This window comes from Streptomyces sp. WMMB 714, assembly GCF_900090125.1.
GTDB classification, from domain to species: Bacteria; Actinomycetota; Actinomycetes; order Streptomycetales; family Streptomycetaceae; genus Streptomyces; species Streptomyces daqingensis.
This window is the reverse complement of the sequence record NZ_FMHJ01000001.1, coordinates 276,161-301,878: the sequence shown is the minus strand read 5'-3', so window position 1 is coordinate 301,878 and position 25,718 is coordinate 276,161. Positions and strand designations below refer to the sequence as shown.

The 25,718-nt window shown below is 70.8% G+C and carries 20 protein-coding genes; 11 read left to right on the top strand and 9 right to left on the bottom strand.

The features are described 5' to 3' along the window. Positions 1–36: 36 nt before the first annotated feature. Together H181DRAFT_RS01125 and H181DRAFT_RS01120 are read right to left on the bottom strand one after the other, a co-directional pair. Positions 37–1,608: an NADH-quinone oxidoreductase subunit NuoF family protein gene (locus H181DRAFT_RS01125; protein ID WP_045862228.1), complete on the bottom strand. Its 1,572-nt coding sequence runs from the start codon at positions 1,606–1,608 to the stop codon at positions 37–39. Continuing rightward, entirely contained in the window at positions 1,605–2,210 is a 606-nt protein-coding gene (locus H181DRAFT_RS01120; RefSeq protein ID WP_045862227.1) for a hypothetical protein, read from the bottom strand. Before H181DRAFT_RS01120 ends, H181DRAFT_RS01125 begins: the two co-directional genes overlap by 4 nt. 894 nt (positions 2,211–3,104) lie before the next feature. Between H181DRAFT_RS01120 and H181DRAFT_RS01115 the strand changes: the two genes are divergently transcribed. Next, entirely contained in the window at positions 3,105–3,887 is a 783-nt protein-coding gene (locus tag H181DRAFT_RS01115) for a PucR family transcriptional regulator (RefSeq protein WP_254666655.1), read from the top strand. Between the two features lie 343 nt (positions 3,888–4,230). Here H181DRAFT_RS01115 and H181DRAFT_RS01110 read toward each other — a convergent pair whose 3' ends face one another. From H181DRAFT_RS01110 to H181DRAFT_RS01100, 3 genes are all read right to left on the bottom strand, one after another. Further along, positions 4,231–5,910: a DUF1996 domain-containing protein gene (locus H181DRAFT_RS01110; protein ID WP_045862225.1), complete on the bottom strand. Its 1,680-nt coding sequence runs from the start codon at positions 5,908–5,910 to the stop codon at positions 4,231–4,233. Between the two features lie 19 nt (positions 5,911–5,929). Continuing rightward, positions 5,930–6,565, bottom strand: a complete 636-nt coding sequence (locus H181DRAFT_RS01105) for a DUF4142 domain-containing protein (protein WP_045862224.1) — start codon at positions 6,563–6,565, stop codon at positions 5,930–5,932. A gap of 173 nt (positions 6,566–6,738) precedes the next feature. Then, positions 6,739–8,688, bottom strand: a complete 1,950-nt coding sequence (locus tag H181DRAFT_RS01100; RefSeq protein WP_045862223.1) for an AMP-dependent synthetase/ligase — start codon at positions 8,686–8,688, stop codon at positions 6,739–6,741. A gap of 487 nt (positions 8,689–9,175) precedes the next feature. On the opposite strand from H181DRAFT_RS01100, the gene H181DRAFT_RS01095 reads away from it, so the two are divergent. Further along, the gene (locus H181DRAFT_RS01095; protein WP_045862222.1) at positions 9,176–10,747 is read left to right on the top strand and encodes a GMC family oxidoreductase; all 1,572 of its coding nucleotides are present in this window, start codon (positions 9,176–9,178) and stop codon (positions 10,745–10,747) included. 86 nt (positions 10,748–10,833) lie between these two features. Then, entirely contained in the window at positions 10,834–10,983 is a 150-nt protein-coding gene (locus tag H181DRAFT_RS30210) for a hypothetical protein (RefSeq protein ID WP_368073244.1), read from the top strand. Here the strand turns inward: H181DRAFT_RS30210 and H181DRAFT_RS29710 are convergent. The 3 genes from H181DRAFT_RS29710 to H181DRAFT_RS01075 all read right to left on the bottom strand — a co-directional run bounded on the left by H181DRAFT_RS29710 (position 10,955) and on the right by H181DRAFT_RS01075 (position 13,031). After that, a complete protein-coding gene (locus H181DRAFT_RS29710; RefSeq protein ID WP_074467658.1) occupies positions 10,955–11,173 on the bottom strand; it encodes a DUF397 domain-containing protein in 219 nt (72 codons plus the stop codon). The genes H181DRAFT_RS30210 and H181DRAFT_RS29710 overlap by 29 nt on opposite strands. After that, on the bottom strand, positions 11,149–11,997 hold the full coding sequence (locus H181DRAFT_RS01080) for a helix-turn-helix domain-containing protein (RefSeq protein ID WP_074467657.1): 849 nt from the start codon (positions 11,995–11,997) through the stop codon (positions 11,149–11,151). Before H181DRAFT_RS01080 ends, H181DRAFT_RS29710 begins: the two co-directional genes overlap by 25 nt. 122 nt (positions 11,998–12,119) lie before the next feature. Then, on the bottom strand, positions 12,120–13,031 hold the full coding sequence (locus H181DRAFT_RS01075) for an aminoglycoside phosphotransferase family protein (RefSeq protein ID WP_045862221.1): 912 nt from the start codon (positions 13,029–13,031) through the stop codon (positions 12,120–12,122). A gap of 267 nt (positions 13,032–13,298) precedes the next feature. On the opposite strand from H181DRAFT_RS01075, the gene H181DRAFT_RS01070 reads away from it, so the two are divergent. From H181DRAFT_RS01070 to H181DRAFT_RS01055, 4 genes are all read left to right on the top strand, one after another. Further along, complete coding sequence (locus H181DRAFT_RS01070) at positions 13,299–14,750, top strand: FAD-linked oxidase C-terminal domain-containing protein (RefSeq protein WP_045862220.1); 1,452 nt, start codon at positions 13,299–13,301, stop codon at positions 14,748–14,750. Between the two features lie 6 nt (positions 14,751–14,756). Continuing rightward, positions 14,757–16,007 (top strand): FAD-binding oxidoreductase, encoded by a 1,251-nt coding sequence (locus H181DRAFT_RS01065; protein ID WP_052708399.1) that lies wholly within the window; start codon positions 14,757–14,759, stop codon positions 16,005–16,007. Between the two features lie 170 nt (positions 16,008–16,177). Then, complete coding sequence (locus H181DRAFT_RS01060) at positions 16,178–17,536, top strand: (Fe-S)-binding protein (RefSeq protein ID WP_045862219.1); 1,359 nt, start codon at positions 16,178–16,180, stop codon at positions 17,534–17,536. Positions 17,537–17,573: 37 nt separating this feature from the next. Then, the gene (locus H181DRAFT_RS01055; protein ID WP_045862218.1) at positions 17,574–19,301 is read left to right on the top strand and encodes an L-lactate permease; all 1,728 of its coding nucleotides are present in this window, start codon (positions 17,574–17,576) and stop codon (positions 19,299–19,301) included. Here the strand turns inward: H181DRAFT_RS01055 and H181DRAFT_RS01050 are convergent. After that, positions 19,262–19,969, bottom strand: a complete 708-nt coding sequence (locus H181DRAFT_RS01050) for a GntR family transcriptional regulator (RefSeq protein ID WP_074467677.1) — start codon at positions 19,967–19,969, stop codon at positions 19,262–19,264. The genes H181DRAFT_RS01055 and H181DRAFT_RS01050 overlap by 40 nt on opposite strands. Before the next feature lie 338 nt (positions 19,970–20,307). Here H181DRAFT_RS01050 and H181DRAFT_RS01045 point away from each other — a divergent pair, with 338 nt between their 5' ends. From H181DRAFT_RS01045 to H181DRAFT_RS01030, 4 genes are all read left to right on the top strand, one after another. Then, the gene (locus tag H181DRAFT_RS01045) at positions 20,308–21,744 is read left to right on the top strand and encodes a GuaB1 family IMP dehydrogenase-related protein (RefSeq protein ID WP_045862216.1); all 1,437 of its coding nucleotides are present in this window, start codon (positions 20,308–20,310) and stop codon (positions 21,742–21,744) included. A gap of 80 nt (positions 21,745–21,824) precedes the next feature. Beyond that, positions 21,825–22,523 carry a class I SAM-dependent methyltransferase gene (locus H181DRAFT_RS01040; protein ID WP_045862215.1) on the top strand — a complete coding sequence of 233 codons (699 nt, stop codon included), beginning with the start codon at positions 21,825–21,827 and terminating at the stop codon, positions 22,521–22,523. 87 nt (positions 22,524–22,610) lie between these two features. Continuing rightward, positions 22,611–23,021, top strand: a complete 411-nt coding sequence (locus H181DRAFT_RS01035) for a VOC family protein (RefSeq protein ID WP_045862533.1) — start codon at positions 22,611–22,613, stop codon at positions 23,019–23,021. A gap of 206 nt (positions 23,022–23,227) precedes the next feature. After that, on the top strand, positions 23,228–25,639 hold the full coding sequence (locus H181DRAFT_RS01030) for an ATP-binding cassette domain-containing protein (protein ID WP_045862214.1): 2,412 nt from the start codon (positions 23,228–23,230) through the stop codon (positions 25,637–25,639). The last annotated feature ends 79 nt before the right edge of the window (positions 25,640–25,718 follow it).

Here is a 25,718-nt window from a genome sequence, read left to right as displayed (position 1 = left end):
GACCGAGTGCAAACGCCGCCGCACACGGCTGGGACCCTACTTCTCCACGATGCGGAGGGCGAGCGCCGGGCAGCGGCGCACGGCCCGTTGGGCCTGCTTGTGCATGTAGTCGGGGATGGCGGCGGACGCCCCGGTCGGGTAACCGTCGACGTCGAGCTCGACCATGTCGGGGACGACTCCCGCGCACAGCCCGTGTCCCTGGCACAGGGTCCAGTCGACGACGAGCCGCCTGGACTTCTGCGGGACGCCGGGCGCCGTGCGGCCGCGGTCCGAGCGGATGCCACGGATACCGCGGGCCTGCGAGACCTGCCCCTCGCCGGGGACCGAGAGCGAACTGAGGACGGGCCTGCCGCATCCCTGCCCGAGGGCGTGCAGCTCGAACTCCTCGGGGAACGCGTCGAGCGTCGACTCGACGAGGCGCGACGTGCCGTCCGGGTGGCTGCACGCGCCGCGCCCCTTCACGGCCTTGGCGCGCGCCCAGAGCGCGTCGAGAGCTTCCCGGCCGCCGCCGTCGGCGGCCCAGGCGATGGTGTCCGCGAGAGCGGGCAGCCCCAGCACGCACGGGCCGCACTGCCCGGCGGACTCCTTGGCCATCCAGCGGGCCACCAGCTCCAACTCGCCCGCCGGGCAGGTCCCTTCGGGCAGCGGGAGGACCGCGCCCGCGCCGAGGGTCGAGCCGTAGGAGTCCAGCGACTCCCGGGAGATGCGCGCCGACCAGGCGAGATCGCGCTGCAGCCACTTGCCGTGGTACCCGCCGATGAGCACGCCCTGGCCCGGGTCCATCCCGCACAGGCCCAGGATGTACGGCAGCGGCGCGCCGAACGGCGTCTCCACCACCCGCTCACCGGCCACCGTCAGCAGGACCGTGCCGGGCTCCGTCGGCAGGCCCACGTTGCGGAAGTCGAGCGCCCCGAGGCGGGCGGCGATCGCGAGCTGCGCGTACGTCTCGGTGTTCGACAGCATCGTCGGCAGGCCCGCGACACCGCTCTCGCTGGCGCGTACGCCCGTCCCGGACGGCACCACCGGCAACTGGTTGAGACCGTTGACGAGGGAGGAGGACTCACCGGTGACGAACGCCTCCGGCATCCGTGCCACACGGACGCGCGGCGCGCCCGGCCCGCGTTCGGCCACGGCGTCGCGTACGGAGCGCTCGACGTCCGGCCGCGCGACGCAGATGCTCACCTCCTCCGCCTTCAGCGCGCGTGCCACCAGCAGCGCCCCGTCGATGACGAGGTGCGGCGTGTACAGCAGCAGCGCCGTGTCCTTGAGGCAACTCGGCTCGCCCTCGCTGCCGTTCACCACGACCACCGTGCGGGCGTCCTGCCGACGGCGGGCGCTCTCGATCACGGACTGGAGCTTGCGGGCGAAGGGGAAACCCGCGCCGCCGCGGCCGCGCAGGTCGATGTTCTCGGCGAGGTCGACGACTTCCTGGAGCCGCAGTTCGGGCATCTGGCCGTGCACCGTCAGATGCCCCACGCGGTCGAGACGCCTGTGCCACGCCCCGCCGGTGCCCAGGCCGGCCAGCAGCCGCGGCGGCCCGAAGGAGGCGAGGGACGGAACCGCGTCGGCGTTGGAAGCGGACACGGGACTCGGCACGACAGAGGTCACCGTTTCTCCTTCTTGCTCGATCCCGGACGCTTGGTACGGCCCTGAGCGAGTCGCATCATCAGCACAACTGTGACTGCCGTCAAGCACAGGCCGTACCCGAGGTCCACGTAGTCGGCGACGGGACGGCCCGCGCGCAGACCGTGGATCAGTGCGGCCCCCCAGGCCAGATAAGCGCTCATGTGCAGGGCCCGCCACAGCCGCGACTGGCCCTTGCGGGCGAAGGCGCCGCGCACCGCACCGGTCACGGTGACCGCGACGAACAGGTAGCCCGCGACCGATCCCAGCCCGACGAGCACCGGCTGCGCCCCGTCGGTGAAGGGAATCGCCGCCGCCTGCACGCTCGTCGAGCCGAGTGAGATCTTCGACCAGACGTGTAGACCGAGGAAACCGAGACCGCCGACGGCCGTACCGCGGTGGATCGCCTGCGCGATCAGACGGTGATTGGGATCCAGCACGAACTGGTCCGCCGCGGCGAGACCCCACAGGACCGTGAAGGTGAGCAGCAGCAGGGACACGACTCCGGAGCCGAAGTCGATGAAAGCCCACACCCTCGCCAGCGACTGATTGCTGATCGCGAATACGAGAGCGAGTGTGGCGACCATCACAAAAGCCGTTATGCGAGGAACATAACGGGCTCCGCTGCTCTTTCGTGAAATGTCTGCTTCGAGTCGTCGCTCGGGTGCGAAGCCCTGGGGAGGGCGGGCGTCGCCTCTGCGGGCCGCTACGGGCGGCGGGGACCGGCGCTCCGTAGGCGGTACACGAACTTTTTCTCGGGGCATCGGATCTTCCGATCGCACAGTCGCCTGGTCCGACCTGACCCTCGGTCCCGCATCTGCCGTAAGTCGCAAAGCAGTTGAACGGGAAATCACCAGTGACGTTCTGGTGTGTTGCTCTCTACTTTGCGCGACCAAAATGCGGTGGTCGGGATGCAGCAGCATCTCGAAACTCCCCAACCCCTTCACAGGATTTATCGCTCTGTGACAAATTCTGGCAGTGGGATCGCCGCCGCACCTCGCTGTGTCGATGATGCCCACTCAGGGGAAGCAGGGGGACCCTCAACTCCGCAACCGGGGCGGGATACCGGTTTCGGAGGCAACCTCCGCGGGCCTGCCAGTCCCGTGCTCGGGCAGGCCCAACCCGGCAGGAACGAGGTAAAGATGAGCGACGTTCTAAACCGCATCCGATCTCGCCCTCGTGGTGAGTGGACGCGTGTTCAGAGGAAGGAGCTGCCCGCCATCGCTGACCAGGTGGTGGATGCTCTGCAGCGCAGCATACCGGCAATGTCCGCTTTTCTGCGTGAAATTGACCGCGAAGATGCGCAGTGGGCCGTCGAGCAGGCATTGCTCGCGGCTCTCGGGCAGCATGCTCAGGAAAACGAAGATTCAGGAAATTCAGGAGATACGGGAAATACGGACACGGGAACCAATGCGCAGGGCGAGAACGTCACAGCTGCGGTTCCCATCGACCGTGCCCGCCGACAGCTGTTCACAGCCCTCATGGGAGAGGAGGAGTACCCGGAAGCCCGCCTGACCGAACTGGCCCGATCCGCCAGGTGGCCGCTGCCCGAGACCGTCCGAGCCATAGCACTCGCATCCCCGAGCGAGGTGCCCCAGCTCGCGGCTGCTCTCGGCAATGCCCTGGTCAGTCCGGTCGAGAGCGAACTCTGCCTGCTGATACCCGATCCGGAGGACGACCGCGAAGCACTGGAGAACGTGCTGCGCGGTCGCACTGCTGCGATCGGTCACACCGTCCCCCTCAACGACGCGGGGTCCTCGGTGCGCTGGGCGAGGCGGCTGCTGGAACTGACACCGGCGGGCAACCCCCCGGCCGCCGGCATCGGTGCCAACAGCCAGGACGCGAAAGTCCTGTTCGTCGACGACCATCTGTCCATGCTCATGCTGCTGCAGGACGAATCGCTGGCATGTGCGCTCTCTTCCCGCTGGCTCGGCCCGCTGGCGGAACTCACGCCGAGGCAGAGCGAGCGGCTTGAGGTCACGCTGCTGGCGTGGCTGGAGAGCGGGGGAGCGCCGGAAGCAGCGAAGACGCTGCAGGTGCACCCCCAGACGGTGCGGTACAGGCTCCGCCAGATCGAGAAGCTCTTCGGTTCGGCGCTGCGTGATCCCCGCACGCGCTTCGAACTGGAGATGACCCTGCGCGGCCGGCGGCTGCTGGGGCAGATCCGGCGGCAGCGTACCCGGGCCGGTCGCAGGGCTCGTGCCGCCACCCCGGGCGTCCGCCCGCTGGGCGTCGCGCGCGAGGCCAGGGTGAACGGTCTCTGACTTCCCCCCTCGTCCGATGCCCCCTCGCATCGGAACGGACCGTCCCCCCACGTGACGACCTGAAGAACTGAAGACCACGGAGGCCCGGACACAGAATCTGTGTCCGGGCCTCCGTGGTCGTGTGCCCGGTTCTTCCGCCCCGTGCCCGGGCCCGTGAGCTGCGCCTCCGCCCGGACCCGCGCTCCCGGGCCGCCGCGTGCTCATGCCGGGTCGCGCTCACGGGCCGCCAGCCGGAGGAGCCGACCGGCAGCCCGTACGGTCCGGGCCCGGAGAGGCGTCAGCCGCGGGGCCGATTGCTCGGTGGCCCCGCGGCTGACTGGTGCTGCAGCCGGTCGCTAGTGCGTCAGCACTCGCGGCCTTCGTTGATGCAGCTGACCGCCTCGTTCATCAGGTCCTCGGGCATGACGTTGATGAAGTCGCTGTGGTCGGTGATCGGCTTGTGCAGCTGCTCCGGGAAACTGTCGACCGCGAACGGGGTGTCCGCGTTCACCAGGTTCTCGGCGGGGATGTCGTACTTGATCTTCTGCTGCAGCTGCGGGATGGCCTGGAAGCCGTCCGGGCAGGAGCCGTCCTCCTCGGCGAACGCCATGTGGTCGCGGTGGTTGCCGCTGTCGGTGTTCTGTCCGTCCCAGCAGTTCTGGAAGTTGAAGGTACGGATCATCTGGGCGCCGTCAGGGCAGATCGGGTACTTGTCCGTCAGCTGACGGTCCTCGAAGCCCTCGCAGCTCCACGACGCGTTGGCGTTCGCGTCGCCGTTCGTGAAGGACTTGGCGTCACCGGTGATGATGCGCAGGAACTTCGGCATCGCGACGACGTCGTCGTTCGTGCCCTTGATGAACTTCAGCGTGGCGCTGGCCGGCTGCAGGATCGAGCCGACGTTGAGGTCGTTCGCCCCACCGTCACCAGGCTGGGCCTCGGCACCTTCACCGCCGCCGACCTGGTCCTCTTCACCTTCACCCTGTCCGGCGTCCTGACCTTGGTCCTGGCCCTGGTCCTGTCCGGCGTCCTGACCTTGGTCCTGGCCCTGGTCCTGTCCGGCGTCCTGACCTTGGTCCTGGCCCTGGTCCTGTCCCGCGTCCTGGCCCTGGTCCTGGCCCTGGTCCTGTCCCGCGTCCTGGCCCTGGTCCTGACCCTGGTCCTGTCCGGCGTCCTGGCCCTGGTTGCCGTTGTGGACGCTGTTGGTGCTGGCCTCGTTGGCGTCGCCCTGGTTCTGCTCGCTGCCGACGGCGCCCCGCTGGTCCTCCTGCCCGTCCAGCGAACGGATCACGGGCCAGTAGTGCGTCGACTGGTCGTTCTGCTCACAGGTCGTACCTGCCGCAGCGAGAGACTCGTCGGAGGAGGCAGCGCTCGTGTCCTCGTTGCCGACGTAGTCGTGGACGTGGTGCGCGCCGTTGAGGACGCCCGGAGCGGCGATGACGTTGTCCGAGTTGAAGTGCTCGTTCTCGTTGACGCCGCACTTCGTCTCGAAGCTGCCGCCCTGGCCCGCCGCTTCCTCCTCGTTGGCGTTGGGCTCGACGGTGGTGATGTCGACGAAGTCCTCGGCGGCCGGGCCGCTGGCCTGCTGCTCGCCGCCTTCACCTCCGCCCTGCTCCTGACCGGCCTGCTCCTGCTTCATCTGGCACTGCGACATGCCGGCCATGTCTTCAGGCTGCTCGGCGCCGGCCGCCTGGAGGTCCTCGCCGATGCTGGCGATGGTCTCGGACCGCTGCTTGTTGAGCTGGCCGAGCGCCTCATTGGCGTCGGCCTCCTGGGAGTTCCACTGGCCGTACGCCTGCGCGACCTGCTGGTCCAGGGCGGCGAGCTTCTGGCCGACGGGCTCCTTGGCCTTCGCGGGCACGTCTCCGAGCGCGAGACTCACGTCAGGGCAGTCGATCGTGCTTGCCGCCAACTGGGGCTCGTCGTCCCCGCCGGCGAAGGCGCTGGCGCCGATCGCCGCCGCGCCGCCGCCACCGATCACCAGCGCTGCGACGATCGCTATGGTTTTGTTCTTCGTGCGCGAGCGTTTGTGGCTCAGTTTTCTCACAGTGAATTCACTCCACTCATTACTCGTCGTTCAGCGCCTCGTAGTCCACCAGGCCGGTCTCTTCCAAGACCTCAAGGTGATCGAGGACGGCGGCGTTGGCCCGGGTCGCCAACGACCGCACCATCGAGTTGCGGGTCTGATCGCGTACGAGACCGATGAGGCCGATGTTCTTGCCCGACGCCCGCCGGAGCCGTTCGACGAAGATGCGGTCGAACTCGGCACCGTCGGCCTGTTCCATCTCCTTCAGCCACTCTTGCTGGGGGCCGGTCGGCTGATTGGACAGAGGAAGCTTCAGCGTCTTGGCGGCCTCAATGGTCCGCTTGTCCAACTCTGTGTATCCGTCGACGAGGTGGTTGCCGGCGATCCGGACAGATTTGCGCCCGCCGCGCTCCTTGGCGGAACGTCCGGCGGGCAGCTCCCACAGTCCCGAACTTCGTACGGTGCGTATGAAGTCCCGGTCGAGTGGGGTAAGCGGCCCATATTCCGTCTTCCAGGTTCCGTCGCCGTCGTCCTGCCAGCCCGAACGGGCAAGCGCAAAGGAGCGGTTGCCGTCGAACCACTGGACAGGAAGCAGCAACGCGGCAAGCGTTGCCACAAGCGCGAGCATGATCAGCACCGTGCCGGCAGCTCGCCCCGACGCCATGGCGGAACGCATCCGCCCTCCTCTCCACATACATCTTCGAAGTGCGACGGACGTTAATGGCGTGTGTGACGATGTGGTCGAGGCTTCGTCTCGACCTGACAAGAACCGGTTGTACAGCGCTCAACACTGCTACATTGCCGACTCGGATCTGCCGCGTCCGCTTCGCCTGAGCAGAGGACGGCAGCTCAGCGTGCGTAGAGTTCTTCGATCTCCGCCGCGTATTTGCGGGTGATGGCGCCCCGCCGCAGTTTCAGTGACGGCGTGACGAGTCCGTCCTCCATGCTGAACTCGCCGGACATGATGCGGAATGCGCGGATGGACTCCGCTTTCGAGACGACCGTGTTCGCCGCCGCCACGGCCCTCTGCACCTCCCGCTCCAGTTCCTCCGCCATGTTGTAGGAGCCCGGCCTGCTGGGGCCGTACTGCTCCATCGCCGACCGCCAGTGCTGGAGCACTTCGGGGTCGAGAGTCAGCAGCGCCGCCACGTAGGGGCGGTCGTCGCCCACCACCAGCGCCTGGGAGATGAGCGGATGGGCGCGAAGCCTCGTCTCCAGCACCATGGGTGCGACGCTGCGCCCGCCGCTGGTGATGATGACGTCCTTCTTGCGGCCGGTGATGACGAGGTAACCGTCGTCGAGGTAGCCGACGTCGCCCGTGCCCAGCCAGCCGTCCTTCAGCATCTCCTCGTTGTGCGGCCGCTGCAGCGAGCCGAGGCGGCCCGTTTCCGCGTGCGCGGCCGCCGGGGCCGGTTCCCCGCCCCACGCCGCCCGTTCGGCCTGTGCGGCTTGCTCCGACTCGGCGCGGGCCTCCGCGAGGCCGGTGTAACCGGGGAAGACCATGGGGCCCCGCACCCAGACCTCCCCGTCCTCCGCGATGTGCACGGCCGCACCCGGCATGGGACGGCCCACGGTGCCGAACCGCGGCCGCCCCGGGGGCTGCGCGGTGACGGCGGCGGTGGTCTCGGTGAGCCCGTAGCCGTCGTAGACGGTGATGCCGGCGCCTGCCAGCGCAAGTCCCAGATCGCGGCTGAGCGTCGATCCGCCGGAGACGACGTTGCCCGTACGGCCCCCGAGGACGCTGCGCAACTGGCGGTAGACCAGGCGTTCGTAGACCGCGTGCCGTGTCCTCAGGCCGGTACTGGGCCCCGTCCCCTTCCCCAGCGACTGGGCCTCCACGGCCTCGGCGTAGCGGGTGGCGATGTCCATGGCCCTCTCGAAGAGGTCCCCCCTCCCCGACTGCACGGCCAGCATCCGCGCACGCGCGTAGACCTTCTCGAAGATGAGAGGGACGGCGAACAGGCAGGTGGGCCGGAACGACTGGAGCGCGGGCACCAGGTCGCGGACGGCCATCTCCGGCTGATGACCCAGCAGGAAGCCCCCGCGCACGCACAGCACCGTCACCATCAGCCCGTACACGTGCCCCACGGGCAGGAAGGCCAGGACGGCGGGCTGCTGGCCGGGCTCACCCATGAGGCCGCCCCAGCCCGCGATGAGGGTGTCGCACTCGACGCCCAGGTTCGCGTGGGTGATGGCGCAGCCCCGGGGGCGTCCCGTGGTGCCGGAGGTGTAGATGACGGCGGCCGTCATGTCCGGTCTGACGGCGACGCGGTGCCGGTGCACCTCGCTCTCGTCGACGAGGCGCCCCGCCTCGGTGAGCCATTCCACGCACCCCGCGTCCAACTGCCATATGTGACGCAGCGATTGCAGCCCCCCGCACACCGAACCCACCGTCATGGCGTGGTCCTCGTGCTCGACGACGACGGCGCACGACTCGGAGTCCGCCAGCACCCACCGCAGTTGCTCGGGGGAGGAGGTCGGGTAGATCGGCACGGCCTGCGCTCCGACGGACCACAGGGCGTAGCTGAAGACCGTCCACTCGTAGCGGGTGCGGGTCATCACGGCGACCTTGTCGCCGAACCCGACGCCCTCCGCCAGAAGCCCCTTCGCCAGGCCCATCACCTTCTCCGCGAAGGCCGCGGAGGTCATCTCGCGCCACGGGCCGGTGCTGCCGTCGGGGCTGTCACGACGGGCGAGCTGGGGCAGCCCCGGCTCACGCGCGGCCGTCTCGTAGACGGAGTCGGCCAGACCGCCGGAGCGCATGGGCTCCACGAGCGGCGGACAGCTGTAGTCACGCAACAGCGCACCGCCCCTTACCCGGTCTGCGATTCGATCACGACAGTCAGTGACTGAAGGTGAAATTACCTCGCGCCGCACCCGGCTGACTAGGGGTTTCCGAACTGGTCCTGGGCGGAATCGGGGGAGGGTGTGTGAGAGAAAATCGCCGTCCCACCTGAGGTGATGCTTCCGGATACCTGCCGGGACGGGTGCGCACACCTCGGCGGGCCGGCCCGGCGACGGCGAGTGACCGCCACGCCGCCGGGCGCCCGTCGGACACGCGGCGCGCCCCCGCCGATCGAGAAGGCCGACCGGTTCGGTGCACTCCGTCCGAACAGGGGGTAGGGAGCGGGACATCGGGAAGCGGGCGGCATGTTCGCGATCGCCGGGGTTCGAAGTCCCGCGGGCGGTTGCGTCGTCGTTCCCTGCCGGTCAGGGCGTCCGCATCGGCCGCACGAAGACGGGGCGGCACGGCTGGGCCCGGTTCACCGCGATCGAGGGGAAGCCAATGCATGACCTGCACGACTACATCGTCGTCGGCGCCGGATCGGCCGGCTGCGTCCTGGCCGCCAGGCTCTCGGAAGACCCCGGCGTCCGCGTACTGCTGGTGGAGGCAGGCCCGGCCGACGACGCCAAGGAAATCCATGTGCCCGCCGCTTTCGGGAAGTTGTTCCGCACCAAGTACGACTGGGACTACGCGACGGAGCCCGAGCCGGGGTTGGACGGGCGCCGGTGCTACCTCCCGCGGGGGCGGATGTTCGGCGGCTCGTCGTCGATGAACGCGATGATCTACATCCGGGGCAACCGGCTGGACTACGACGCCTGGGCCGCTGCCGGGGCCGAGGGATGGAGCTGGGGCGACGTCTTCCCCTACTTCTTACGGGCGGAGGACCACCACGCCGGCTCGTCGGACTGGCACGCGGCGGGCGGGCCGCTCACGGTCAGCGAGGGACGCTCGCGCAGCCCGCTCATGACCGCGTACGTGGAGGCGGCGCAGGAGGCGGGACATCCGTTCAACCCCGACTTCAACGGCCCCCGGCAGGACGGCGTCGGCTACTACGACCTCACTCAGCGGAACGGGCTGCGGTGCAGCACCGCCGACGCCTACCTGCGCCCCGCCATGGAACGGCCCAACCTCCGTGTGCTGAGCGGTGCCCTGTGCACCAGGTTGCTGTTCTCCGGGGACCGTGTCGTCGGCGTCGAGACCGACCGGGGCGGAGTCGTGGAAGAGATGCGTGCCGAGCGGGAGGTCGTCCTCACTGCGGGCGCCTACAACTCCCCTCAGCTGCTGATGCTTTCCGGTATCGGCGTCGCTTCCGAACTCGCAGCGCTCGGCATCGAGCCCCGCGTGGATCTGCCGGTCGGGGAGAACCTTCAGGACCACGCACACCTCCCCCTCATCCACCTCACCGACACCGAATCGCTGTGGACGGCGGAGACCCCGGAGAACCTGGCGCTGCTGGAGTCGGAGGGCCGCGGCCCGCTCACCTCGAACGTGGGGGAGGTCGGCGGTTTCCTGCACTCGGCTGACGGGCTGGACGCCCCGGACATCCAACTCCACGCGGTCCCGGCCCTGTTCCACGAGGAGGGCCTCGGTGTGCCCTTCGCGCACGGCTTCCACCACGGCGCGGTGCTGCTCGACGCGACCAGCCGCGGCAAGGTCTCCCTCCGGTCGACGCTTCCCAGCGCCAAGCCGCGCATCACGCACAACTACCTCGCCACGGAGGAGGACCGTGCGGCGGCGGTGCGGGCCCTGCGGCTGCTGCTCGACATCGCCGACCAGCCCAGCCTGCGGGCACACCGGCGCGGTGACTACAGCGTGCCGCGCTCGGACAGCGACGCCGACCTCCTCGACTTCGCCCGCCGCGAGTTGCACACGCTCTACCATCCGGCGGGCACCTGCTCCATGGGGCGGGTCGTGGACCACGAGTTGAACGTGCACGGCGTGGCCGGGCTGCGGGTGGCCGACGCCTCGGTCATGCCGGAACTGGTGCGTGGCAACACCAACGCACCCACGATCATGATCGCGGAGAAGGCAGCCGACCTGATCCGCGGTACCACCCCGGCGGCTCCCGCCTGATCCGCACCCGGACCGAGCCACGGCCTGACGCGCCCCAACTCCGTGCCGGGTCACAAGAGTTCGAAGCGCGGGCGGAACACGATGTCGTGGTCCGCCGTCCGTCGCCGAAGCGGTTCCCGCACCCGGTGGTCGGCGTCGTCGACCTCGACTGCGAGGTACTGCTCGGCGACGGTCACGGCCGGGCAGCTCGTCGGGCGCGCCGGCCCCTCAGAGGCGGGGGAGCGCGGGGGACTTGAGGGATGCGACGAAGACCGTCCACGCCGCCGGGCGGAAACGCAGGGCAGGACGGGCTGGGTCTTTGCTGTCGCGGACGGGGACGGCGCCGGGGATTCCATCGGCGACTTCGACGCAGTCGCCGCCACCCCCGTCGCTGTAGGTGCTCTTGCGCCATCGGGCACAGTTCACGTGACTGCCTGCGTCGCGCATGTTCCGAAATCCTCCATCGCCTCGTGGAGCAAGGCTGTTGATGCTTCGGGCGGCAGTGCTCTGGCGTGCACGAGATCGTATCGGTACGAATGCCTGGCGACCATCGCTCGTTCCTCCACCAACTGGCCCGAGTGGCCCGCCTCCAGGTAGGCCACGTCGGGTGAGTTGTCGAACGACAGCAGAGTGAGCGACCCGCCCATCGCCGAGTGGCCCCCGGCGTCGAAGGGAAGTACCTGGATTTCCACTCCCGGCGCCTCGGACACGCCGATCAGGCGGTCCAGTTGCTCGCGCATCACCGCGCCGCCTCCGACGGGCCTGCGGATGACGGCCTCGTCCAGGACGACCCAGAGCAGCGGCGGTTGAGCTCGGCGAAGAAGGCTCTGGCGGCTGATGCGCGCGGCGACCTTCTCGTCGATCTCTCTTCCCGTGCACCAGGGCTGGCCCAGCCGGAGCACTTCACGGGCGTACGCCTCCGTCTGGAGCAGGCCCGGCACGCTGTGCGCCATGTACTTGTGCATCGCAGTCGCTCTGGCCTCGTACTCCATGAACATCCGCGCCCAGTCGGGGAACGGCGTCCGGCGGACGTGGCCCCAGAGGTCGATCAAGTCACCGTCCGCGCCGAGGAGTTCGTCGAGTCTGCGGCAGACGTCCTCCGGCGGCGTCTCGTTGCCCAGCTCGAACTGCGCGATGCGGCTGTGGGCGACGGGGATCTTCTCGCCCAGCTCGCGCTGGGTCCAGCCGGCCCGGCCGCGCAGCTTGCGCAACTTCGCGCCGTACAGGGCTGCCAGGGAGGCGGACGGGTCAAGGTTCTTCGGTGCGGGCACAGTTGCTCCCCGTCTGCGTTCCGGCGGCGATCGTCACTCACGGTGATCGTAGTCTCACGCCGGGCGTCCCGTCAGGCGAACGTGAGCGGCACCCGGCCGACCCCGGATGCGGGGAGCCGTCGTCAGCGGGCCCGGCGCGACGCGAGGAGACGGGCCAGTGCCCGCAGGCCCGCGGGCTCCCACGTCGGCTGACCGCCGGGCAGACCCTCGCGTCCCGCCCTGCCGATGTCGACGAGGGACAGCGCGTGCAGCGCGGCCCAGCCCTTCGCGCGGCGAACCGTCGACTCGTCGGCGCTGCCGTAGGAGTCGAGGAAGCGCGCGGCCGAACCGTCCGGCAGGACGAGCCACGCCCCCGCGAGATCGGCGGCGGGGTCCCCGGCGCAGAGCTCCCCGAAGTCGATGACTCCGGAGAGCGTTCCTGCGGAGACGACGACGTTCGCGGGGTGCAGATCGGCGTGCAGCCACATCGGCGGACCGTCCCATTCGGCTGCCGCGACGGCTTCCTCCCACACGTCGTGCAACTCGCTGGCGCGGCCGTCGGGAACGGCGGTCGGCGCCACCTTGGCGAACCGCTCCTCGAACTGCCGGGTGAGCTTCCGGAGGGAGATGCCCCGGCCCGGGTTGGACGGTGCCTCGGCGGGGGCGGGCCGGTGGAGGGCCTTGAGGAATCCGGCCATCGCGAGGGCCGCGTCGGCGCCGCGGTGCATGGCGGCACCATCGCCCGGTTCGCCGGGGACCCACCTCGTGACGGCCCAGGACCGCGGGAACACCTCCGACGGCTCGCCCGCCCGTACAGGGGCAGGCACCGGAAGCGGCAGTCGATGCGCCAGTTCGGGCAGCCACCGCTGCTCGTGGCGGAGGCGGGAGGGCCCCGTGGTCGTGCGGGGCAGGCGGAGGGCCAGCTCGTCCCCGAGCCGCCACATCCGGTTCGCCCAGCCGCCTGCCACCAGCCGGAGCGGGAGCTGCGCGAGGTCCGGGTGCTGGGCGCGCAGAAGCGAACGCACCGACTCCTCGTCGGTGTCGGCTCCGTCCATGCGGCACGCCTCCGATCGTCGTCGCCGCCTCCGTGCTGCCGGGCGTCTCCCGTCCGCAGCCGCCGAGCACGGCGTTCCTCGGGCGTTACCCGTGGTCATCCCTGCACGAATCCTCGACGATCCCGTTGCGAAACATAGATGCAACGAAGGGTTGACCCATAGATGCAAGGCCCCTAGGTTCCGTGGCGCGGTCTTTGAATACCGGACTTCGGAATTCGCTGAACTGCCGTTCTGCCGGGAGGACTACGGGTCAGGAGGCACGGCGTCATGATCGACACCGCCCTGCGCAAGAGGTTCGAGGCCGCGCTCGGACGGGACGCCGTACTGACCGATCCGCTCCAGCTGCGGACCTACGAGTGTGACGGCCTTACCGGCTTCCGTGAAGTCCCCGCCCTGGTGCTCCTGCCCCGCACCACGGAACAGGTCGCGGCGGCGGTCACCCTCTGCGGGGAGGCGGAACTGCCCTTCGTCGCACGGGGCGCGGGAACGGGCCTCTCCGGGGGAGCGGTGCCCGTCGCGCAAGGGGTGGTCATCTCCCTCGCCCGCATGCGGCAAGTCCTGGACTTCGATCCCGACGACCGCACGATGGTCCTCCAGCCCGGCGTCACCAACGCCGAGATCTCCAAGGTGGCTGCCCCGCACGGCCTCTACTACGCGCCCGACCCGTCCAGCCAGGTGGTGTGCACGATCGGCGGCAACGTCGCGGAGAACTCCGGCGGCGCCCACTGCGTGAAGTACGGCTTCACGGTCCACCACGTCACCGCGCTGACGGTCGTGCTGCCGGACGGCTCGGTGGTGCGGCTCGGCGGGGACGGGCCGGAGACCGCCGGCCCCGATCTGCGCGGGCTGTTCATCGGCTCCGAGGGCACCCTCGGGATCGCGACGGAGATCACGGTGCGGCTGCTGCGCACGCCGCAGAGCGTGCGGACGCTCGTCGCCGACTTCCCGACCGTGGAGGCGGCGGGCGAGGCCGTGAGCGGGATCATGGCGTCCGGCATCGTGCCCGCGGCCGTGGAGATGCTCGACGCGCTCGCCATCGAGGCGAGCGAGGCCGCCGTGCACGCCGGGTACAGCCTCGACGCGACGGCCGCTCTGGTCGTCGAGCTCGACGGCATGGAGGACGAGTGCGACGAGCAGTTCGAGAGAGTCGTCGCCCTGTGCCGTCAGAAGGGCACCACGCACATCCGCATCGCCACGGACGCCGAGGAGCGGGCACGCATCTGGAAGGGCCGCAAGGCCGCCTTCGCCGCCGTGGGACGCATCAGCCCCGACTACTTCGTCCAGGACGGCGTCGTCCCGCGTACGCGGCTCGCCGAAGCGCTCAGCCGCATCGCCGCGATGTCGCGCGCCGAGGGACTGCGCGTGGCCAACGTCTTCCACGCGGGGGACGGCAACCTGCACCCACTGGTCCTCTTCGACGAGCAGGCGGGCGAGGCCGAACGGGCCGAGCGGCTGTCGAGCGAGATCGCCGAGATGTGCGTCGAGTTGGGCGGGTCGCTCAGCGGCGAGCACGGCATCGGCCTCGACAAGGCGTGCTCCATGCCGAAGATGTTCGGCGAGGAGGACCTCGAGGTGATGCGGCGGCTGCGCAGCTCCTTCGACCCCGCCGGGCTGGCCAACCCGGGGAAGGTGCTGCCCACTCCGCGGTTGTGCGGGGAGAGTCCGGGACGCTACCGGCCGCATCCGCTGGAGACGGCCGGCGTGATCGAAAGGTGGTGAGGTGAGATGGCGGACGAACCACCCGCAGCCGTACGCGAGCCGGGCGTCCCCCGGCCCTCCGGCGAGTCCGGCGGGGCGCCGGGCGCAGGTGCCCCGCGCGTACGTCCCACGAGCCTCGCCGAGGCGGCCGAAGCGCTCGGGACGGCGGCGCGTGAGAAGCAGTCGCTGCTGTTCACCGGCGCCGGGAGCGCCCTCGACTGGGGCGCGCCGGTCGGCAGGACCGACCTCGTGGTGGAGACCGGCTCGCTGGACGGGCTCGTCAGCCACGCGCCGGAGGACTGGACGGTCGGCGTGGAGGCGGGGATGCCCCTCTCCCGCCTCCAGGAGCTGCTGGCACCCGCCGGCCAGTGGCTGCCGCTCGACGCCCCGACCGAGCGCGCGGGTGCGACGCTCGGCGGCCTCCTCGCCGGAGGCGACACGGGGCCCCGGCGCCTGAAGTACGGCGGGCTCAGCGACCTCGTGATCGGCGCGACGCTCGTGCTCTCCGACGGCTCCGTGGTGCGGACGGGCGGCGACGTCATCAAGAACGTCGCCGGTTACGACCTGGCGAAGCTCATGGCGGGGTCGCTCGGCGCGTTCGGCCTGGTGGCCCGGCTCAACCTGCGGGTGCATCCGCTGCCCGAGTCGACGGCCACGGTCGCGCTGGAGACCGGCGACCCCGGGCAGGCCCTGCGGGCCGCACGTGCCGTGATGCGCTCGCCGCTCGAACCGGTCGCCGTCGAGTGGGAGGGGGAGCGTCTGCTGATCCGCTTCCACGGCACCCGGGAGAGCACGTCCGCCCGGGGCAGGCTCGCGGCCGGCCTCCCCGAGCTGGCCGGCGCCCGCGTGCTCGGCGAGGAGGACGAGCACGCCGCGTGGCAGGCACTCGCCCGTCTCGTCGCCGGCGAGGACGGCCGGACGGTGCTGCGGGCCGGAACACGCCCGTCCCGACTGCCCGCCCTGCACGCCGAGTTGACGGCCCTGACGCGGGACACGGACATGACGGCGAGGCTCGTGAGCGGCATCGCGCAGGGCGTCCACACCGTCGTGCTGAGCGGGGGAGAGGCGGCGGATCACGCCGCCTGCGTCACCGCCTGGCGAGAGGCCGTGCACGCCGCCGGCGGCTCCGTGACGCTGCGGCGCCGCCGCGCAGGCGTCGACGCGCTGGCCGCCTCCTGGGGCCCGGCCCCCTCGACGGCGCCCGTGATGCGGGCGATCAAGCGGCAGTTCGATCCCGGCGGGCTGTGCGCACCGGGCCGTTTCCATCCCTGGTTCTGAACCCTCCCTTCCCGTTTTCCTCCGACACCCCTATCTCCTCCGACCCCCGTTTCAGCTCCGACATCCGTACGCCTCCCGGCTCCGAACCGTCCCGACAAGCACCCGTACACGCCCCGGCACCCGTACACGCCCCGGCACTCGTACACCGGCCCACCCCCAGGGAGCGCCGCATGATCTCGCCGCACGGCGGAACGCCCGATCCGCAGTCCCCTCAGGGCCCGGCACAGGGCCAGGGCTTCGACGCCCACGACCCGCCCTCGCCGGACCTCATCTCGGACTGCGTGCACTGCGGCTTCTGCCTGCCCGCATGCCCCACGTACGCCCTCACCGGCGAGGAGATGAACTCGCCGCGCGGCCGGATCTACCAGATGAAGCTCATCGGCGAGGGCGAGGCGCCTCTCGACGCCGCCGCGGTGGGCCACTTCGACAACTGCCTCGGATGCATGGCCTGCGTCACGGCGTGCCCGTCCGGCGTCCAGTACGACCGGCTCATCCAGAGCGTCCGGCCGCAGATCGAGCGCAACTGGGCGCGCACGAGAGCCGACCGGGCCTTCCGCGGGCTGATCTTCCGCCTCTTCCCCTATCCGCGGCGGCTCCGCCCGGCCGCGGTGCTGGGGGCCCTCTACCAGCGGCTCGGCGTCCGGCGCCTGCTGAAGAGGACCGGTGTAACGGGCCGGCTGCCCGCCCGGCTGCGGGCCCTGGAGGCCCTCATGCCGGATGTGCCGCTGCGCTCCGCCCTCCGCCGCACCCCCGAGCGCAGCCCCGCGAGGGGACCGGCCTCCGCACCGGCCGCGCGCCGCACGGTGGGCATGGTGACCGGCTGCGTGCAGCAGGTTTTCTTCGCGCACGTCAACGAGGCGACGGTGCGGGTGCTCACGGCCGAGGGCTGCGACGTCGTGGCGCCCCGCGAGCAGGGCTGCTGCGGTGCGCTCAGCGAGCACGCCGGACGGGAGGAGGAGGCCGTCGTACGGGCCAAGCGGCTCATCGAGACCTTCGAGGACCTCGAGGTCGACGCCGTCGTCGTCAACGTGGCGGGCTGCGGTTCGGCCCTCAAGGAGTACGGGCGCCTGCTCGCGGGCGATCCCGAATTCGCGGAGCGGGCCGAGTGGTTCGCGGCCAAGGTCCGCGACATCTCCGAACTCCTCGCCGAGCTGCCGCCCCTCGCCCCGCGCCACCCCGTACCCGCCCGGCTCGCCCACCACGAGGCATGCCACCTCGCACACGCTCAGGGCGTCCGCCGGGCGCCCCGCGAAGTCCTGAGCGCCGTACCCGAGTTGGAGGTCGTCGACATCCCGGAGTCGGACATGTGCTGCGGCTCGGCGGGCGTCTACAACCTCGTGCAACCCGAATCCGCCGAAGAGCTCGGCCGCCGCAAGGCCGCCAACGTCCGCTCGACGGCGCCCGAAGCCGTGGTGACCGCCAACCCCGGCTGCCTGCTGCAGATCTCGCGGCACCTCGACTCGGAGCTGCCCGTGCTGCACCCCGTCCAGGTCGTCGACGCCTCCATACGCGGCGTCAAGCCCTGGTGAGTCGTCCCCCGAGTCCCAACTCGCCACCGGAGGCACCGTGTTCCAACCCGTACTCGACCCGCTCGGCGGCTCATTGGGGTGGTCGTCCCTCGTCGCGGCGCTGCCGCTTGCCGTCTTCTTCGTCATGCTCGGCGTCCTGCGCATCCAGGCGTGGCTCTCCGCGCTCGCCGCCCTGGCCACCTCGATAGTCGTAGCCGTCGCCGTCTACGGGATGCCCGTCGGGCAGAGCCTCAACTCCGCGGTGCTGGGTGCCCTGTTCGGCCTGTTCCCGATCATGTGGATCGTGGTCAACGCCCTGTGGGTCTACCAGATGACCGTCGACACCGGGCACTTCGAAGTGCTCCGGCGCTCCTTCGGCAAGCTGTCGGACGACCAGCGTCTGCAGGCCGTGATCGTCGCCTTCTGCTTCGGGGCGCTGCTGGAAGCCCTGGCCGGGTTCGGGGCTCCCGTGGCGATCAGCTCGGTGATGCTCATCGCGCTCGGCTTCAAACCGTTCAAGGCCGCGACGGTGGCGCTCGTGGCGAACACAGCACCCGTGGCCTTCGGCGCCATGGGCACTCCCGTCATCACCCTCTCCGAACTGACGGGCCTGCCCCTCGCGGACGTCTCCTCCACGGTCGGACGGCAGACCCCGCTGCTCGCGGCGATCGTCCCCGTGCTGCTGGTCTACCTGGTCGACGGGCGGCGCGGCGTCCGGCAGACGTGGATCCCCGCCTTCGCGTGCGGACTCGCGTTCGCGGCGGCCCAGTTCGTCACGTCCAACTACCTCTCCGTCGAACTCACCGACGTGGTCGCCGCGTTGTTCTCCGTGGGCGTGCTGGTGCTCGTCATGCGCGTGGGCCGCACGTACACGCCCGGAGGGCCCGCACCGGCGGCAGCGGACGACGGCGACGGCGGGGCCACGGCTCCCGGGGCCGGAGGCGAAGGCGGTGCCGGTGCCCCGTCGCCGGCAGCGGGCGGCGCCCGCACGGACAAGGGTGGCGGCACCACCACGGGAACCCACACCGAGGCTCAGGACAGCACCGCAGCCGCGGTGAAGGCCTACCTCCCGTACGCCGTGATCATCATCGTCTTCGCGGTCACCCAGATCCCCTCGGTGAAGACGCTCCTGGAGAAGGGCTCCGTGCTCTTCGACTGGCCGGGACTGGACGTCGCCGACCCTGTCAGCGGCGAACCGGCGGCCTCCACGGTCTTCAACTTCAACTGGCTGCCCGCGACCGGCACGATGCTGCTCCTCAGCGGAGTGCTCACCGCCCTCCTGCTGTCGATCGCGCCGGGCGTCGCCGTACGGGCCTACGGCCGGACGCTCCATCAGCTGCGCTGGGCCATCCTGACGGTCGCCACCGTGCTGGCGCTGGCCTACGTGATGAACCTGTCCGGACAGACGTCCACGATCGGCCACTTCATCGCGGGCGCGGGCGCCGCACTGGCCTTCCTCTCGCCGGTCCTGGGATGGCTGGGCGTCGCGGTCACCGGCTCCGACACCTCGGCCAACGCGCTCTTCGGCATCCTCCAGGTGACGGCCGCCAAGAACTCCGGCTACCAGCCCGAACTGCTGGCCGCCGCCAACAGTTCGGGCGGTGTCCTCGGCAAGATGCTCTCCCCGCAGAACCTCGCCATCGCCGCCGCCGCGACGGGCCTGGGCGGACGGGAGCCGGAACTGCTCCGCAAGGTCGTGGGCTGGAGCCTGGCACTGCTGCTGGTGATGTGCGTGCTGGTCTACCTTCAGTCCACGCCCGTGCTGGGGTGGATGCTGCTGTCCTGAACGGCGCCGTCCCGGCCGTCCTGCCGGCCGAGAGCCGCTGCGCGGGTGCCTCGCAGGTGCCCGCGCAGCGCCGTCCGGTAGCCGGCGACGTCACCGCGCTCCAGCAGGTCGACGAGTTCGACGTGCTGGTGGTTCGTGGCGCGCAGCCTGTCGCCGTCGTGGAAGACCGCGAAGAGCCCCATGCGCTGCTGGCGGTCCCGCAGGCCCGCGTACAGGTCGAGCAGGATCGGGTTGTCCGCGGCGGCGACGATCATCTGGTGGAAGAGCTGGTCGGCCGCCACGAACGCCTTGCCCTCGCCGGCCTCACGCAGCTTCCGCTGCTCCCGGAGCTGGTCCCGCAGCTCGCCCACCAGCTTCCCGAGCGCTGCCGCGCCCAGGGCCGCCACCTTCTCCGCCGCGAAGGACTCGATCAGCTCCCGCGTCTCCAGGACCGACTCGACCTCCTTCGCGGAGACGGGCACCACGACCGCGCCGCGCTTGGGATAGAGGCGCAGCAGCCCCTCGGCCTCCAGACGCAGGAACGCCTCGCGCACCGGTGTACGGCTGATGCCCAGGGCGTCGGCGACGGTGCCCTCGCTGATGAGCTCGCCTCCGGCGAGGATGCCCTCGAGTATCCGTTCCTTCGCGTAGTCGTAAGCGCGCTGGGACGTGGGGAGAGCCCTTCCCACCTGCGGCCTCCCGAGCATGGATGGATTCATGTGTCCAAGCGGGACATTAGATGCGGCTCCGGCGGCCTGGCAACCGGATCGGGGAGGGTGCTCGCCCGCCGCGAGGCCGCTCGTCCCGGCCGGTGTGCGCCCGCCTTCCCTGCCGCCCGTGCGGGCCCCGCGTGCGTCCGTGTACGGGCCTGCCGTCCCGCCGGACCTCCGGCTCCCGCGCCGCCGGCGCACCCGCCTGGCCGGTCCCGTCCGCGATCGGCGATGATGGACAAAGGAGCCGCAGCCGGACGCCGGCCGCTCGGACTCCCCACCCGCCCGGAAGTGCCAACGCAGGTGAGAGAGTCGGTATGCGATTTCTGAACGATCAGCGGCCCCCGTACGACCTGACGTACGACGACGTCTTCATGGTGCCCGGCCGCTCTGCCGTCGGCTCGCGGCAGGCCGTGGACCTGGCCTCCCCCGACGGCAGCGGCACGACGATCCCGCTGGTCGTCGCGAACATGACGGCCATCGCGGGGCGGCGGATGGCGGAGACAGTCGCCCGCCGCGGCGGGCTCGTCGTCATCCCCCAGGACATTCCCATCGACGTCGTCGCCGAGGTCACGGCGTGGGTCAAGCGCCGTCATCTGGTGCTGGACACCCCCATCACGCTCGCGCCCACGCAGACGGCCGCCGACGCGCTGTCCCTGCTGCCCAAGCGCGCACACGGCGCGGGGGTCGTGATCTCGGAGGGGCGGCCGGTGGGGGTCGTCACGGAGGGCGACCTGACGGGCGTGGACCGGTTCACGCAGCTGTCGGAGGTGATGTCCCGCGACCTGCTGGTCCTCAAGGCCGACGTCGACCCGAGTGAGGCCTTCGCCCAACTGGACGCCGCCCACCGCAAGCTGGCCCCCGCCGTCGACGCCGACGGCCGCCTCGCCGGCATCCTCACCAGGAAGGGCGCCCTGCGGGCCACGCTCTACACACCGGCCACCGACGCGGCCGGGCGGCTGCGCGTCGCCGCCGCCGTCGGCATCAACGGCGACGTGGCGGGCAAGGCCCGCGCGCTGCTGGACGCGGGCGTCGACACCCTCGTCGTGGACACGGCGCACGGACACCAGGAGAGCATGATCGAAGCGCTCCGGGCCGTACGGGCGCTCAAGCCCCAAGTCCCCGTCGTGGCAGGCAACATCGTCGCCGCCGACGGCGTGCGCGACCTCGTCGAGGCCGGTGCCGACATCGTCAAGGTGGGCGTCGGCCCCGGCGCGATGTGCACCACGCGGATGATGACGGGCGTGGGCCGCCCCCAGTTCTCCGCCGTGCTGGAGTGCGCCGCCGAGGCACGCAGGTTCGGCAAGTACGTCTGGGCGGACGGCGGCATCCGGCATCCGCGGGACGTCGCGATGGCGCTGGCCGCCGGAGCGTCGAACGTGATGATCGGCTCCTGGTTCGCCGGGACGTACGAGTCGCCGGGCGACCTCCAGCAGACCGCGGACGGCCGTGCGTACAAGGAGTCCTACGGGATGGCCTCCGCCCGCGCCGTACGCAACCGCACCAGCGAGGAGTCCGCGTACGACCGTGCCCGCAAGGCGCTGTTCGAGGAGGGCATCTCCACGTCGCGGATGTTCGTCGACCCCGCACGCCCGGGAGTCGAGGACGTGATCGACGCCATCGTCGCGGGACTGCGCTCCTCCTGCACCTACGCGGGAGCCGCGTCGCTCGAGGAGTTCGCGGAGAAGGCGGTCGTGGGCGTGCAGAGCGCCGCGGGATACGCGGAAGGCAAGCCGCTCCACGCCAGTTGGTGAACACCGGTCTCCGGCCCGGGCGGCTTTCGTCCTGACGCGAATCACTACTGGAGAGGACCGCACGGTGCTGCGATGGGAGCATGACGACCTACTCCCGTGACGGGCACAGAGGCAGCGGCAGCGGCGAATTCACCCCCGACGGCTGCTCGGTGGAGATGTACGCCAGGCTCCCCGAGAACGGCGAGACGGCGGTGATCGCCGCCGCCGCACCGCCCGGCGCCACCCTCCTCGAACTCGGCGCCGGAGCGGGCCGGATGACACGGCCGCTGCTGGAGCGCGGCTTCGCGGTCACCGCCGTCGACGAGTCCGAGGCGATGCTCGCGAAGATCGACGGAGCGCCGGTGGTGCACGCCGCGATCGAGGACCTCGACCTCGGCCGGCGCTTCGACGTGGTGACGCTCGCCTCCTTCCTCGTCAATACCGCCGACGCGGCCCACCGGGGGCGGCTGCTGCGGACCTGCGCCCGCCACGTCGCGCCCGGCGGGTGCGTCCTCGTCCAGCGCGAACCCGACGGCCTGCACCAGACGCTGAAAGCGGGAAGCACCTGGAGCAGAGGGGAGATGGCCGTCACCGTCCTCTCGCTGGAGCCGGTGGAGGAGAACGTCTCCAGGACGTGCATCCGCTACGACTTCGAGGACCTGCACTGGACCCAGACCTTCTTCTCGCACAACCTGAGCACGTCGCGCTTCGAGGCCGCCCTCGCCGAGGCGGGCCTCACGCTGGACGCCTACCTCACCGCGGACCGCTCGTGGGCGAAGGCCCTACCGCACTGCCCGTGAATCCGTCGCCCAGGGCCCGCGCGGGTCCGTCCCGACCGATCAGGAATCGAGAAGCCCGCCGAGCCGGCCGCGGCTAGCGTGACGGCCATGGACATCACCATTCACGCGAGCTTCCTCCCGCACGACGATCCGGACGCCTCCCTGGCCTTCTACCGCGACACCCTCGGCTTCGAGGTCCGCAACGACGTGGGATACGAGGGGATGCGCTGGATCACCGTCGGCCCCTCCGGCCAGCCCGGCACGTCCATCGTGCTGTATCCGCCGGCCGCCGACCCCGGCGTCACCGAGGACGAGCGCCGCACCATCACCGAGATGATGGCCAAGGGCACCTACGCCTCGCTCGTCCTGGCCACCCCCGACCTCGACGGAACCTTCGAGCGGGTGCAGGCCGGCAGCGCCGAAGTCGTCCAGGAGCCGACCGAGCAGCCCTACGGCGTGCGCGACTGCGCGGTCCGCGACCCCGCGGGCAACCTGCTCCGCATCCAGCAGCTGCACTGACCCCGACGGCGACGGCGGCCTTCCGCGGTGGCGGCCGCCGCCACGGCCCCGGGATCCGCCGATCCGGTCGACGGCGGACCGTTGCCGGGGCCGCGCAGGCGAAGTAGAACCAGACCTACTGCTCGAAACGGTCAGATCGCGTCAGGCGACACCGGCCACACCACAGACCGCGGGGGCGGCCCTCCCGCCTCCCGGATGGAGACACGATGAGCAAGGCCACGAGGACGGACGCACAGCCGCCGGCGGGACACGACGCCGACAGCCACGACATGATCCGCGTGCACGGCGCGCGCGAGAACAACCTCAAGGACGTCAGCATCGAGATCCCGAAACGCCGGCTGACGGTCTTCACCGGCGTCTCCGGCTCGGGCAAGAGCTCGCTGGTGTTCGGCACGATCGCCGCGGAGTCGCAGCGGCTGATCAACGAGACGTACAGCGCCTTCCTGCAGGGCTTCATGCCGACGCTGGCCCGGCCCGAGGTCGACGTACTCGACGGCCTGACGACCGCGATCATCGTCGACCAGCAGCGCATGGGAGGCGACATCCGCTCCACCGTCGGCACCGCCACCGACGCCAACGCCATGCTGCGCATCCTCTTCAGCCGCCTCGGCAAGCCGTACATCGGCTCGCCCAACGCCTTCTCCTTCAACGTCGCCTCCGTCAAGGCGAGCGGTGCCATCACCGTCGACCGCGGCGCCGACAAGTCCAAAGCCGAGAAGGTCACCTTCAGCCGCACCGGCGGCATGTGCACGCGGTGCGAAGGCCGGGGCACGGTCTCCGACATCGACCTCACCCAGCTCTACGACGACTCCAAGTCCATCGCCGAGGGAGCGTTCACGATCCCGGGCTGGAAGTCGGACAACGTCTGGACGGTCGGCCTCTACGCGCAGTCCGGTTTCCTCGACCCGGACAAGCCGATCCGCGAGTTCACCAAGAAGGAGATGCACGACTTCCTCCACCGGGGGCCGAGCAAGGTGAAGGTCAACGGCGTGAACCTCACCTACGAGGGGCTGATCCCCAAGATCCAGAAGTCCTTCCTCTCCAAGGACAAGGAGTCCCTGCAGCCGCACATCCGGGCCTTCGTGGAACGGGCCGTCACCTTCGCGGCCTGCCCGGAGTGCGGCGGCAGCCGGCTCAGCGAGGCGGCCCGCTCGTCGAAGATCAAGGGCATCAGCATCGCCGACGCCTGCGCCATGCAGATCAGCGACCTGACCGAATGGGTCCGGGGCCTCGACGAGCCCTCCATCGCGCCGCTGCTGACCACGCTGCAGCGCACGCTCGACTCGTTCGTGGAGATCGGCCTCGGCTACCTCTCCCTCGACCGGCCCTCGGGCACGCTCTCCGGCGGCGAGGCGCAGCGCGTCAAGATGATCCGCCACCTCGGCTCGTCGCTCACCGACGTCACCTACGTCTTCGACGAGCCCACCATCGGCCTGCACCCCCACGACATCCAGCGCATGAACGATCTGCTGCTGCGACTGCGCGACAAGGGCAACACCGTGCTCGTGGTGGAGCACAAGCCGGAGACGATCGCGATCGCCGACCACGTCGTCGACCTCGGCCCCGGGGCCGGTACGGAGGGCGGCACCGTCTGCTTCGAGGGCACCGTCGGGGGGCTGCGCGCGGCCGGCACCGTCACGGGCCGCCACCTCGACGACCGGGCCGTGCTGAAGCGGAACGTGCGGAAGCCCGCCGGCGCGCTGGAGATCCGCGGTGCGACGACGCACAACCTGCGCGGCGTGGACGTCGACATCCCGCTGGGGGCGCTCGTCGTGATCACCGGCGTCGCCGGCTCCGGCAAGAGTTCGCTCGTGCACGGCTCGCTGATGAAGAGGCCCGGGACGGCCGACGAGGGCGTCGTGGCGATCGACCAAGGCGCGATCCGCGGCTCGCGGCGGAGCAACCCGGCCACCTACACGGGCCTCCTCGACCCCGTCCGCAAGGCGTTCGCGAAAGCCAACGGCGTGAAGCCCGGACTCTTCAGCGCCAACTCCGAGGGTGCGTGCCCCACCTGCAACGGCGCGGGCGTCATCTACACCGACCTGGCGATGATGGCCGGCGTCGCCACCACCTGCGACGAGTGCGAGGGCAAGCGCTTCGAGGCGTCGGTCCTCACCCACCACCTCGGAGGACGCGACATCAGCGAGGTACTGGCGATGTCGGTGGCCGAGGCAGGGGAGTTCTTCGGCTCCGGCGAGGCGCGCACACCCGCGGCGCACCGCATCCTCGACCGCCTCGCCGACGTCGGGCTGGGCTACCTGCGGCTCGGACAGCCGCTCACCACGCTCTCCGGCGGCGAACGGCAGCGGCTCAAGCTGGCCACCCACATGGGAGAGAAGGGCGGCGTCTACATCCTCGACGAGCCGACGACCGGCCTCCACCTCGCCGATGTCGAGCAGCTCCTGGGGCTGCTCGACCGGCTGGTGGACTCCGGCAAGTCCGTCGTCGTCATCGAGCACCACCAGGCCGTCATGGCGCACGCCGACTGGATCATCGACCTGGGGCCCGGTGCCGGACACGACGGCGGCCGGATCGTCTTCGAGGGGACGCCCGCCGATCTGGTCGCCGCGCGCTCCACCCTCACCGGCGAACACCTCGCCGCGTACGTCGGCGGCTGAACGGAGCCGACCTCCGGCGCCACGACGGGACGGGTCCGGGCACGACGCGGGCCCGTCCACCGCCGCCCGAGCCCGCGCG